Annotated in this window: 9 protein-coding genes; 1 reads left to right on the top strand and 8 read right to left on the bottom strand. The window is 69.0% G+C overall.

Annotated features, from left to right (window positions below; genetic code table 11):
* Positions 1-121: 121 nt before the first annotated feature.
* The 8 genes from gatB to ABIB15_RS15030 form a co-directional block, all read right to left on the bottom strand.
* The gene (gene gatB / locus ABIB15_RS15065; protein WP_354480416.1) at positions 122-1627 is read right to left on the bottom strand and encodes an Asp-tRNA(Asn)/Glu-tRNA(Gln) amidotransferase subunit GatB; all 1506 of its coding nucleotides are present in this window, start codon (positions 1625-1627) and stop codon (positions 122-124) included.
* On the bottom strand, positions 1627-3165 hold the full coding sequence (gene gatA / locus ABIB15_RS15060; protein WP_354480413.1) for an Asp-tRNA(Asn)/Glu-tRNA(Gln) amidotransferase subunit GatA: 1539 nt from the start codon (positions 3163-3165) through the stop codon (positions 1627-1629). Before gatA ends, gatB begins: the two co-directional genes overlap by 1 nt.
* On the bottom strand, positions 3165-3464 hold the full coding sequence (gene gatC, locus ABIB15_RS15055) for an Asp-tRNA(Asn)/Glu-tRNA(Gln) amidotransferase subunit GatC (protein WP_354480411.1): 300 nt from the start codon (positions 3462-3464) through the stop codon (positions 3165-3167). Before gatC ends, gatA begins: the two co-directional genes overlap by 1 nt.
* A gap of 99 nt (positions 3465-3563) precedes the next feature.
* Entirely contained in the window at positions 3564-5027 is a 1464-nt protein-coding gene (locus tag ABIB15_RS15050) for an alpha/beta hydrolase (RefSeq protein ID WP_354480410.1), read from the bottom strand.
* 141 nt (positions 5028-5168) lie between these two features.
* On the bottom strand, positions 5169-7445 hold the full coding sequence (gene ligA / locus ABIB15_RS15045; RefSeq protein WP_354480407.1) for an NAD-dependent DNA ligase LigA: 2277 nt from the start codon (positions 7443-7445) through the stop codon (positions 5169-5171).
* 9 nt (positions 7446-7454) lie between these two features.
* The gene (gene mnmA / locus ABIB15_RS15040; RefSeq protein ID WP_354480405.1) at positions 7455-8609 is read right to left on the bottom strand and encodes a tRNA 2-thiouridine(34) synthase MnmA; all 1155 of its coding nucleotides are present in this window, start codon (positions 8607-8609) and stop codon (positions 7455-7457) included.
* Positions 8610-8662: 53 nt separating this feature from the next.
* Positions 8663-9217: a hypothetical protein gene (locus ABIB15_RS15035; protein WP_354480403.1), complete on the bottom strand. Its 555-nt coding sequence runs from the start codon at positions 9215-9217 to the stop codon at positions 8663-8665.
* A complete protein-coding gene (locus tag ABIB15_RS15030; protein WP_354480400.1) occupies positions 9210-10370 on the bottom strand; it encodes a cysteine desulfurase family protein in 1161 nt (386 codons plus the stop codon). The genes ABIB15_RS15035 and ABIB15_RS15030 overlap by 8 nt, the downstream gene beginning before the upstream one ends.
* Before the next feature lie 61 nt (positions 10371-10431).
* On the opposite strand from ABIB15_RS15030, the gene glgX reads away from it, so the two are divergent.
* Positions 10432-12474, top strand: coding sequence for a glycogen debranching protein GlgX (glgX, locus tag ABIB15_RS15025; RefSeq protein WP_354480397.1), 2043 nt, complete (start codon positions 10432-10434; stop codon positions 12472-12474).
* Positions 12475-12565: the final 91 nt, after the last annotated feature.

Genomic DNA, 12565 nt, shown 5'->3' with positions numbered 1-12565 from the left:
GGCAACCCCGCTCGGCAACCCCGCTCGGCAACCCCGCTCGGCAACCCCGCTCGGCAACCCCGCTCGGCAACCCCGCTCGGCAACCCCGCTCGGCAGCCCCGGCGATCAAACGCCCCAGGCTCTACTCCGCGGAGCCGGCGCGCTCCAGCACCAGTTCGCGTACGCGGGCGGCATCCGCCTGGCCCTTCATGGCCTTCATGACGGCACCGATCACGGCGCCGGCCGCCTGCAGCTTGCCGTCGCGGATCTTCTCGAGCACGTCGGGCTGCGAGGCGAGCGCGGTGTCGATCGCGGCGATGAGCGCGGTGTCGTCCGAGACGACGGCCAGCCCGCGCGACGCGACGACCTCGGCCGGCGTGCCCTCGCCCGCGATGACACCCTCGAGCACCTGGCGTGCGAGGCGATCGGTGAGGGTGCCGGCGTCGACGAGCTTGACGAGCGCGGCGACCTGATGTGCGGTCACGAGCGACGATGCATCCACGCCTTGCTCGTTCGCGGTGCGGCTGATCTCGCCCATCCACCACTTGCGGGCGGACTGCGGCGACGCGCCTTCCGCCACGGTGTCGACGAGCTCGACGAGCAGGCCCGCGTTGACGACCGACTGGAAGTCGATGTCGCTGAAGCCCCAGTCGACCTTGAGGCGGCGGCGCATCAGCAGCGGAGACTCCGGCAGCGCAGCCCGCAACTCCTCGATCAGCGCGAGGGACGGCTCGACCGGCAGCAGGTCGGGCTCGGGGAAGTAGCGGTAGTCGTCGGCGTCGCTCTTCGGGCGGCCGGCCGAGGTCGTGCCGGTGTCCTCGTGCCAGTGGCGGGTCTCCTGCGTGATCGTGCCGCCCTTGGCGAGGATCGCCGCCTGGCGCTGGATCTCGTAGCGGATGGCGCGCTCGACGCTCCGCAGGCTGTTGACGTTCTTCGTCTCGGTGCGGGTGCCCAGCTTGCCGGAGCCGCGCGGGGTCAGCGAGATGTTCGCGTCGCAGCGCAGGTTGCCGCGCTCCATGCGGGCGTCCGAGATGTCGAGCGAGCGCACGATGTCGCGGATCGTCGACACGTACGCCTTGGCGAGCTCCGGGGCATCCTTCTCGGCGCCGTAGATGATGTTCGTGACGATCTCCACGAGCGGTACGCCGGCGCGGTTGTAGTCCACAAGCGAGTATTCGGCGCCCTGGATGCGGCCTGTTGAGCCGCCGACGTGGGTGAGCTTGCCGGCATCCTCCTCCATGTGCGCGCGCTCGATCGAGATCTGGAACACGCGGCCGTCGTCGAGCTCGACCTCCACATTGCCGTCGAATGCGATCGGCTCGTCGAATTGGCTGATCTGGTAGTTCTTGGCGAGGTCGGGGTAGAAGTAGTTCTTGCGGGCGAACCTCGAGCTCGGCGCGATCGAGCAGCCGAGCGCGAGCCCGAGGCTGATCGAGTACTTGATCGCCTGCTCGTTCACCACGGGAAGGGAACCGGGCAGCCCGAGGTCGACCGGTGTGATGTTCGTGTTTGGTTCGCCGCCGAAGAAGTTCGGGGCATCGGAGAACATCTTCGTCTTGGTGTTGAGCTCGATGTGCACCTCGAAGCCGAGCACCGGCTCGAACATTTCGATGGCCAAGGCGTAGTCCATCAGTTCAACCTTGGCCATCAGACCACTCCTCCACGTGCCGCGTTCATTTCGGTGAATTCGAGCCGCGGAGCCTGGCTGATGAGGGTGTGCCCCCACGTGTCCTCGAGCAGCGCCTCGAGGGCACCGCCCACGGAGTAGAGTCGCGCATCCTGACGCGCGGGTGCCATGATCTGCAGCCCGGTTGGCAGGCCGTCCTCGGGCGCGAGGCCCATCGGGAGGCCCATGCCGGGCACCCCGGCGAGGTTCGCCGGGATCGTCGTGATGTCGTTGAGGTACATCGCGAGGGGGTCGTTGAGCTTCTCACCCAGCTTGAACGCGGTTGTCGGCGCTGAGGGGCTGACGAGCACGTCGACCTGCTCGAAGGCGGCGGCGAAGTCGCGCTGGATGAGCGTGCGCACCTTCTGCGCGCTGCCGTAGTACGCGTCGTAGTAGCCGGCACTGAGGGCGTAGGTGCCGAGGATGATCCGGCGCTTGACCTCGTCGCCGAACCCGGCCTCGCGGGTCGCCGACATGACATCCTCGACGGTGCCGCCGCCGGGCGGGTTGACCCGAAGTCCGAAGCGGACGGAGTCGTACTTGGCGAGGTTGCTGGATGCCTCGGCGGGCAGGATCAGGTAGTACGCGGCGATCGCGTATTCGAAGTTCGGGGCGGAGACCTCGACGATCTCGGCACCCGCGGCGGCCATGATGTCGAGCGACTCGGCGAAGCGGCTGCGCACGCCGGCCTGGAAGCCGTCGCCGTTGAGCTCCTTGACCACGCCGACCCTCACGCCTGCGAGGGAGCGCGAGGTGCGGCCCGCGCGAGCAGCATCCGCGAAGCAGGGCCAGACGTCCGTGAGCGAGGTCGAGTCGCGGGGGTCGTGCCCGCCGATCACGTCGTGCAGCAGTGCGGCGTCGAGCACGGTGCGGCTGACCGGGCCGACCTGGTCGAGGGAGCTCGCGAGCGCGATCGCCCCGTAGCGCGAGACTCCGCCGTAGGTGGGCTTCACGCCGACCGAGCCGGTGACGGCCGCGGGCTGGCGGATCGAGCCGCCGGTGTCGGAGCCGAGCGCGAGGGGCGCCTCGAACGCGGCGACCGCGGCGGCCGAGCCGCCGCCGGATCCGCCGGGGATGCGGTCGAGGTCCCACGGGTTGTGGGTCGGGCCGTACGCGGAATGCTCGGTGGAGGAACCCATCGCGAACTCGTCCATGTTCGTCTTGCCAAGCGGCACGAGGTGCGCCTGGCGGAGTTTGCGCACGACGGTCGCGTCGTAGGGCGGCACCCACCCCTCGAGAATTCTCGAGCCGGCGGTGGAGGGCATGTCGATCGTGCAGAGCACGTCCTTGATGGCGATCGGCACGCCGGCGAGTGGGCCGAGCCGCTCGCCGTCGAGGCGGCGGGAGTCGACGTCGGCCGCGGTCGACAGGGCCGCATCCGAAATGTGCAGGAAGGCGTGCACGTCACCGTCGACCGCGGCAATGCGGTCGAGGTGGGCCTGGGTGACCTCGACGCTCGAGATCTCCTTGGCGGCGAGCTTTTGGCCGAGCTCGGCGGCCGACATACGTGTGAGCGGCATTACTGCTCCTCCCCCAGGATCGCGGAGACCTTGAAGCGCGAACCGTCGTGCTCGGGCGCACCGGCGAGGGCCTCCTGGGTGGTCAGCGTCTCGCCGGGGACGTCCGGGCGGAAGACGTTCGACAGCGGGATCGGATGACTTGTGGCCGGAACATCCTCCCCTGCGACCTGCGACACCTTGGCGATCGAGTCGACGATCGTGCCGAGCTCGCCCGTGAGCTTCTCGATCTCCTGCGGCGTGAGGGCGATCCTGGCGAGGTGCGCCAGGTGGGCGACCTGGTCGGTCGTGATTTCAGACATGCGACTCCGTGCACTGGTCGGCGCCCGTGAAGGCTTCGGGGGATGCCGTCAAGTCTATTCGGCCCGGGCAAGCCCCGATCGCTCGGGGGTCTCAGCGGCTCAGCGGCCGCCGGCGAGGAGGGTGCCGCGCGTGGCTTTGTCGGCCCCGGTCACGAGGTCGCCGCGGTCAAGGCCGACGAGCGACATGTTGCGCATGGCCTCGGTTCCGATGTCGAAGTAGCCGAGGTGGCCGGTGGCCGTGGCGAGCGCGCGGCCCGTGATCGGGTCGATTCCTCCGGCGACGCTCATCGTCTGGGCGCCGAACGAGGGAGCCCCGGGGTCACTGCCGAAGAAGGCGCTGTTGGTGACCGGATCCCACGCGGCCTCGCCGACGAAGACACGGTCGGAGGGCATCCGGATGTCGTCGACCGATTGCGCGGCACTGCCCGGGGATCCGATCAGGACGAGCGCGTCGACCTCCATCGCACCGTCCGCAAGTGCCATCAGCGTCGCGGTCGAGCCGTAGGAGTGGGTGAGCAGCGTCAGGTACGGCCCGTCGCCCGGGCGCGTTGCCTTGACCCCGTCGACGGCGCTGCTGATCGATTTGGCGCCCTCTCGAGCGAGGTCGAGCGACGCGATGTCGAGGATGCCGGGGGTCTCGTAGCCGATCCAGGCGACCGTGGCGACGGACTTGCCTCGCAGCGACGTGTCCGTGCGGCCGAGATTGGCGACCCACTCGGCCTGCTCCTTGTAGAGGTCCTCGGCGATGACGGCCCATTCGACGATGAGGCGGTCGGTGGAGAAGAACATTCCCGGAACGAAGTAGCTCACGTAGTCGGCCGTCTCGAGGTCGCCGATGACGACGGCGGCACGCCCCGGCCAGACGGTGTCGAGCTGCAGGAGGTGGCGAGCGGGCTGACCCACCCGCGTGACGAGGGACTTGCGGATCTCGCCGAGCATGTGCAGACGCTGCGCCGCGTCGACCTGCTTGGCCCGCCCCAGGTCGGGCATGGTGCGCTCGGCCTCGGCGATCGACTCGCTCAGCACGACGCGGTTGGCCTCGTCGCGCAAAGCCATCGGGAGCCCGTCGAGGTTTCCGGCCAGTTCCGGGGCGCCAGCGAGGAACGCGTCGCGCGAGGACTCCGAGGCCAGCGACCACCACCCCGCCACGGACTTGGCTGACGGCGGATTGACGAGAAGCTGTGCGACCGACTCGGGGTTGGCGCTCACGAAGGCGGCGATGTCGGTGGCCTGCAGCAAGCTGAGCTGGTCGAGCAGGGCACGACCGCCAAGCCTCGGGAGGAGCTCGATATTCACCGAACCGGAGGCGGGCCGAAGGCCGCGAACGGGCGCGAATAGAGCGGATGCCGAGTCGACGGGCGAGGTGCCGCCGAGATAGACGTATCCCGTGGTCTCCGACGCGGGGAGCACGTACGGATGCGACGTCGCGGCGGGCGGCGCGGCCGGCACCGAACGGGTGAGGGTCGAGTTCACGGCGGCGGAGCTTTCGGGCACCGCTGATGCCCCGGTGGCCCCGCTGAGGGCAACCGAGGTGACGAGAATTGCTGCGACGCCAAACAGCATTCGGGCGAACCTCTTTAGTGGGCGCCGGAAACAGGGTGTTGCCGGGCCGGATGATCTGATCCACCCCCATGTTAGGGGCGACCGATCGTTCTGCCTAGGAGCCGAGGAAGACTTGACAAGATGTTTACATAACCTGAAAAATCATCCTTCCAGCGCGGACGGTCCCTTGGTCACGAGCACGGCGAACTGGGCGGCATCGATGATGCGAAGGCCGAGGGCCTCGGCCTTCGCGAGCTTCGATCCTGCGCCCGGTCCTGCCGCGACAAAGTCGGTTTTTTTGCTCACGCTGCTCGCGGCCTTGCCCCCGGCGGCGATGATCGCTTCGAGCGCCCCCTCTCGGGTGAAGCCCTCGAGAGAACCTGTCGCAACGACGGTCAGCCCGTCGAGCACGCCTCCGCCGGCCGAGTCCGCGCCGGGGCCAGGATGGCCGGGGATCGAGAACGGCACGCCGGCCGCTGCCCAGCGCTCGATGATCTCCACGTGCCAGTCGATCGCGAACCAGTCGATGAGCGAGTCGGCGATGAGGCCGCCGACCCCGTCGACCGCGGCGAGCTCATCGCGAGTGGCACCGCGGATGGCCGCGACCGACCCGAAATAGGCGGCGAGCGCCCGTGCGGCGACAGGTCCGACGTGCCGGATGCTGAGCGCGACAAGGAAGCGCCAGAGGTCCTTTGATTTGGCGAGCTCGAGCTCCGCGATGAGCTTGACGGCGGCCGTCGAGGGAACATACTCAGCGTCGCCCGCAAAGGGCCGCGCCGCAACATCGGCGGAATCCGGAACAAAGGAAGGGTCAGGGTTCTTGCCGCTGAGGCGCCTCTTGCGGCGAAATGGGGTCTCCTGGCGCGGGGTGCCGTCGTCGTTGAGCTTGACGAGGCCCGTCTCGGAATCGCGAACGAGCACCCGGATAGGGAAGATGTCGCGCAGCTGCAGCTCGAACAGGCCAGCCTCGGTGACCAGCGGCGGGTCCTTCGGCTCGAGCGGTTGGGTGAGCGCCGCCGCACCGACCTCGCCGAGGCCCTCGATGTCCAGGCCACCGCGGCTGCCGATGTGCTCGACCCGTCCGCGCACCTGGGCGGGACAGCTGCGCGCGTTCGGGCAGCGCAGGTCGATGTCGCCCTCCTTCATCGCGCGCAGCGGGGTGCCGCACTCCGGGCACTCGGTCGGCATGACGAATTCGCGCTCGGTGCCGTCGCGCAGCTCGACGACGGGCCCGAGAACCTCGGGAATCACATCGCCCGCCTTGCGGAGCACGACGGTGTCGCCGATGAGCACTCCCTTGGCCTTGACCACGTCCTGGTTGTGCAGTGTCGCCTGCCGCACCTCACTGCCGGCCACCCGCACCTTCTGCATCACCGCGAACGGGGTGACCCGCCCGGTGCGGCCGACGCTGACGACGATGTCGAGCAGCTTGGTGTTGACCTGTTCCGGCGGGTATTTGTAGGCGATCGCCCAGCGGGGGGCACGGCTCGTCGCGCCGAGCTCCTGGTGCAGGGCAAGCTCGTCGACCTTGATGACGATGCCGTCGATCTCGTGCTCGACGCTGTCGCGGTGCACACCCATGTACTCGATGAACTCGGCAACCTCGCCGCTGGAGGGAAGCACCCTGAAGTGGGTGCTCGTCGGCAGGCCCCACGTCGCAAGCAGCTCGTAGACCTGAGACTGCGCGTCGACGGGCGGGTTAGGCCAGGCCCCGATGCCGTGGACGAGCATGCTCAGGCGGCCGAGTCTCCTGCGCATCCGCTCGACCTGCGGCGGAGTTTTGCCCTCCTCCTTCTGTCGCAGGCTGCCGGATGCCGCGTTGCGCGGGTTCGCGAAGATGCGATCCCCGGCTGCGGACTGCTCCGCGTTGAGATCACGGAACGCCGCGACCGGGAAGAACACCTCGCCGCGAACCTCGACGAGCGGCGGATGCCCGGAGCCCGCGAGCCGGCGGGGGATGCCCGGCACCCAGGCGACGTTCTCGGTGACGTCCTCGCCGACGACGCCGTCCCCGCGCGTCGCCGCCGTGACCAGTACGCCGTTCTCGTAGCGCAGGTTGATCGCGAGCCCGTCGATCTTGAGCTCGCAGAGGTAGTGGACCGCGCGGCCGGAGTCGCGCTCGACCTTCGCAGCCCAGGCGTCGAACTCCTCGATCGAGAAGACGTTGTCGAGGCTCAGCATGCGGTCGGCATGGCGGACCGGGGCGAAGAGGGTCGTCTCGGCGCGGCCGCCGATCGTCTGGGTGGGCGAGTCCTGGCTCTGCAGCTCGGGGAACAGCCGCTCGAGCTCCTGCAGGCGCCGGAGCATCGCGTCATACTCGTCGTCGCTCACCAGCACGGCGTCGCGCTCATAGTAGGCATCGCGCAGCTCGAGAATGCGACCGGTCAGCGCCTCGGCCTCGGTCTTCGCCGCGTCGAACTCCGCCTCGGTGTCTGCCACCCCCTCAGCTTAGGCAGTGGCGGGGACGGGCACTGCGCTGACGGTGCGGTCTATCGTGCACTGTCCGAGCACGCGGGTGCCGACGTACAGCACCGCGGTTTGTCCGGGAGCGACGCCGTTCAACGGGACCGTCGGCCGGATGACGAGCTCGACCTGGCCCTCGGACCCTCCGGCGAGGGGGATGAGGCGCGCCACGGCGACGACCGGCTCGGAGTGGGCGCGGATCTGCACGAAACAGTCGAACGGGTCCGCGGCATCCGCGATGATTCCGGACTCGACGGGACCGAGGCCGGCCCAGCTCAGCTTGCTGCCGGCGACCTCGGCGATGTCGAGCGCCTCGCGCGGGCCGACGACGACCTCGTTGCTCGCGGGCTTGACCTCGAGCACGAAGCGGGGGCGTCCGTCGGCGCTCGGCACACCGAGGTTGAGTCCCTTGCGCTGACCGACCGTGAAGGCGTGCGCGCCCTCGTGGCTTCCGACGACGTCGCCGGTCCGGTCGCGGATGACCCCCTGCTCGGCACCGACGCGATCGGCGAGCCAGCCCCGGGTGTCGCCGTCGGGGATGAAGCAGATGTCGTGCGAGTCGGGCTTGGTTGCAACGGAGAATCCCCGGGCGGCGGCCTCCGCGCGCACCTCGGCCTTGGACGGCGTCGCCCCGAGCGGGAACATGCTGTGGGCGAGCTGCTCCGAGGTCAGAACGCCGAGCACGTAGGACTGGTCCTTGGCCCAGTCGGCGGCGCGATGCAGCTCGCGATTGCCATCGGCATCCGTCTGGATGTTCGCGTAGTGGCCCGTCGCGACCGCATCGAAGCCGAGGTCGAGCGCCTTCTCGAGCAGGGCGGCGAACTTGATGCGCTCGTTGCACCGCATGCACGGGTTGGGGGTGCGGCCGGCGGTGTACTCGGCGATGAAGTCGTCGACGACGTCGAGCTTGAACCTCTCGGAGAAGTCCCACACGTAGTACGGGATGCCGATGATGTTCGCGGCCCGCTGGGCATCCATCGAGTCTTCGATCGTGCAGCAGCCGCGGGCTCCGGTGCGGAGGGTGCCGGGCATCCGGCTCAGGGCGAGGTGCACACCGACGACCTCGTGCCCGGCCTCGACGGCTCGCGCCGCGGCGACCGCCGAGTCGACGCCGCCACTCATCGCTGCCAGAACCTTCATGGGTGCAATGGTACGCGCCGGTCCCTGCGGGAAAGTCAGGGCAGCCCCCCGGCTCAGGGCAGCGGCGGGCTGGAGAGCCGCACCGTCACGACAGACTCACCCGGCACGCTGAGGTCGGCCCCGAGCACCAGGAACCACGCTCGCTCCGGATCCTCGCTGCTGGTCAACGCCACGGCGTAGTCGGTCGGGGCCTGCGCGCGGTCGACCAGCAGCCAGCCGGCGTCGGCGAGCTGCGTCGCGACGAGAGCCGCCTGCTCTTCCGCCCTCACCGTCGGCTCGAGGGTGATGGTGTTGAGCACGCCCCAGTAGCTGCCCTCGCTCTCGGTGTTCTGGATCTCCTGCGAATACGTGTCGTCGCCGAGCAGCCCGACGACCGCGACGAGGCCGGTGATCCGCCCCGCGACGCGCTCGGTCTCGACTTGAATGTTCGCGGTCGCGTACTCCGCCGGGTAGACCGGCAGCAGCGAGGGATCCGGCGCGCCGGTTCCCGGCGAGCTCGGTGCGATCGGGACGGATGCCGAGGGCCCGGGCGACTCGCCCGCGACGCATCCGGTGAGCAGCACCGCGAGCGCGGCACCGATCGCCACGCCCGCCATCCGTCTACTCATTCACGTCACGGTCCGCGAAGCCGGCCCGGCGTGCACGCTCATACGCGACCGGCAGCGCCGCGAGGAACGCGTCGACATCGGCCTCCGTGCTGCTGTGGCCCAGCGTCACACGCAACGCACCGCGCGCATCCGCTGGGCTCACCCCCATGGCCCGCAGCACGTGCGAGACCTCGGGAATGCCGGCCCGGCAGGCGGAACCGGTGCTGACCGAGACGCCGGCGACGTCGAGCAGGAAGAGCAGCGAATCGCCCTCGCATCCCGGGAACGTGAAATGCGCGTTGTTGTCGAGCCGGTCGATCGGGTCGCCGCGCAGCACGGAATCCGGCACCGCCGCGCGGACGCCGTCGATGACGCGGTCGCGCAATGGCGCGAGGGACGCCAGCGGATGCTGCGCGGCCACCCCGAACGCGATTGCCGCCGGCGCATCCTGGGTGCCGGACCGCACATCGCGCTGCTGCCCGCCACCGTGAATGAGGGGCACAACGGTCGCGGACCGGGCGAGCACGAGCGCGCCGATGCCGAGCGGCCCGCCGATCTTGTGAGCCGAAACGCTGAGCGCCGCGAGGCCGCTCGTTGAAAAGTCGATCGTCAGGCGATGATAGCTCGACACCGCGTCGGCATGCACCGGGACGCCGTGCGCCGCGGCGATGGCGACCACCTGCTCGATCGGCTGGAGGGTGCCGACCTCGTTGTTGGCCATCAGCAGGCTCACAAGGGCGATGTCGTCGTGAGCGGCGAACGCGTCGGCGACGGCGTCGACCGAGACCCGGCCGAGCGAGTCGAGCGGCAGCCACTCGAGGATCGCGCCCTCGTAACGTTCAAGCCACTCGACCGTGTCGATCGTGGCGTGATGCTCGCCGAGCGGAACGAGGATGCGCGGGCGGTGGTGGCCCGCCGCATTGCGCGCCCAGTAGAGGCCCTTGATCGCCAGATTGATCGACTCGGTGCCGCCGCTCGTGAAGACGACCTCGATCGGATCGCACCCGAGCGAGGCCGCGACGGCCTCGCGGGCCTCCTCGAGCAGACGCTTGGCGTTCTGGCCCTGACTATGGATCGAGGAGGGATTGCCCACGATGCCGAGGGCCGAGGTGTAGGCCGCGATCGACGCGCCGAGCATCGGCGTTGTCGCCGCATGATCGAGGTAGACAACCATGACAAATCTCCAGAAAGTGGGCGGCGCGGTGGGGCTTCGCGCACTGGCTACTCTAGGACGCATGCCTGAACCCGACATGTTGCGCGACCTCGGGGTCCGCGCCAGCTCCGAGGGCGGTCACGTGCGGGTCTGGTCAGGGAGCGCGACCGCGATCGAGGCCTGCATCTTTGCCCCGAACGATCCAAGCTGGTTGGCCGAGAAGCTGCATCTGACGCGCGACGAGCACGGTGTCTGGTCGGGATCGTCGAGCCGGCTCGTTCCGGGTGCGCGCTACTCGCTGCGCGCCTCCGGCCCCACCGGTCCGCAGCACTCCTTCGACCCGAACCTGCATCTCATCGATCCCTACGCGCGCGGGCTCGCCCGCACGGGCTCCGGCCACTGGCACTCGATCGTGCCGGACGACGCATTCGACTGGGCGGGCGCGCGCAAGCCGAACACGCCCCTCGACCACACCGTGATCTACGAGGCCCACGCGAAGGGGCTCAGCAAGCTCAATCCGTCGATCCCGGAGCGGCTGCGCGGCACCTATGCCGGCCTCGCCCACGAGAGCAACATCGCCTACCTCAAGGACCTCGGGGTAACGGCCATCGAACTCCTGCCGGTGCAGCAGTTTGTGAGCGAGCAGCGGCTCGTCAAGCAGGGCCTGCGCAATTACTGGGGCTACAACACCCTGAACTTCTTCACGCCGCATGCGGCCTACGCCTCGCGCGCCGCCCAGGTGAACGGCGCTTCTGCGGTGCTGCGCGAGTTCAAGGGCATGGTGAAGCTCCTGCACGAGGCCGGACTCGAGGTCATCCTCGACGTCGTCTACAACCACACCGCCGAGGAGGGTCCGAAGGGGCCCACGACGAGTTTCCGCGGGCTCGACAACGCCAACTACTACCGGCAGATGGCCGACGGCGACTACATCGACGTGACCGGGTGCGGCAACACCATCAACTTCGCCCTGCCTGCCGCGCAGCGGCTCGTGCTCGACTCGCTGCGGTACTGGGCGAACGAGGTGCAGATCGACGGGTTCCGTTTCGATCTGGCGCCGGCACTCGGGCGCGACGACAACGTGATGTTCAGCGCCGATCATCCGCTGCTCCATGCGATCATCGACGACCCTGCCCTGCAGGGCGTCAAGATGATCGCCGAGCCGTGGGACGTGGGGATGGGCGGATGGCAGGTGGGCAAGTTCCCGAACGGATGGGCGGAGTGGAACGACGGCTACCGGGACCGGATGCGCGACTTCTGGCTCACCGACGTGTCGAGCGAGCGCCTGCACGGCGTCGCGGGGCAGGGGATCGGCAGCATGGCGCGGAGGCTGGCCGGGTCGGCGCACGTGTTCTCGCACGAGCGCGGCCCGCTCGCCTCGGTCAACTTCATTACCGCTCACGACGGCTTCACCATCGCCGACCTCACCTCGTACAACCAGAAGCACAACCTCGGCAACGGCGAGAACAATCGCGACGGCACCGACAACAACCACTCCTTCAACCACGGGATCGAGGGTCCGACCGGCGACCCGGCCGTGCTGGACGCCCGGCGCCGCGCGATGCGCAACCTCCTCGGCACCCTGCTGCTCTCTGCGGGCGTTCCGATGATCACGGCGGGCGACGAGTTCGGGCGCAGCCAGCACGGCAACAACAACGCCTACTGCCACGACAGCAGCCTCACCTGGCTGCCGTGGAAGCAGGACCAGTGGCAGAAGGAGCTCCTCGACGTCTCGCGTCGCCTGTTGCGCCTGCGCCGGGAGAACCCGGCGCTGCGCCCCGTGAGGTTCGGAGTCTTCGGCGAGGAGACGCCGTCGTCGACCCAGATGGACTGGTTCAACGCGCACGGCGCCACGATGTCAAGCGAGAACTGGGACTCCCCCACCGCGAGAACCCTGCAATACCTCGCGGCCTCGACGCCGGAGTTCGAGGACTTCAATCGCATCCTGCTCATCGTTCACGGCCTCGAGACGCCGATGACGGTGACCCTCCCGACGCACACCGGTGTCTCGGCGTACACGCTGCTGTGGGACAGCGCGAACGATGCGGCCGAAGGAATCGACCTCTCCCCGGGGGCGGAACGCGTGGTCGCGGGCACGTCGATGCAACTGTTCCGGGCGCACAACTGATATGTAGTTGCTTTTGTCAAGTGGGCAGGGTGAAGCGGCGTCCGGGATGATCGTTCCCGGGCGCCGCTTCTGCTGGTCATCGAGTCGGTGG

It is taken from the genome of Marisediminicola sp. UYEF4 (genome assembly GCF_040546025.1).
Classification (GTDB): domain Bacteria; phylum Actinomycetota; class Actinomycetes; order Actinomycetales; family Microbacteriaceae; genus Marisediminicola.
This window is presented reverse-complemented; position numbering and strand designations above follow the sequence as displayed.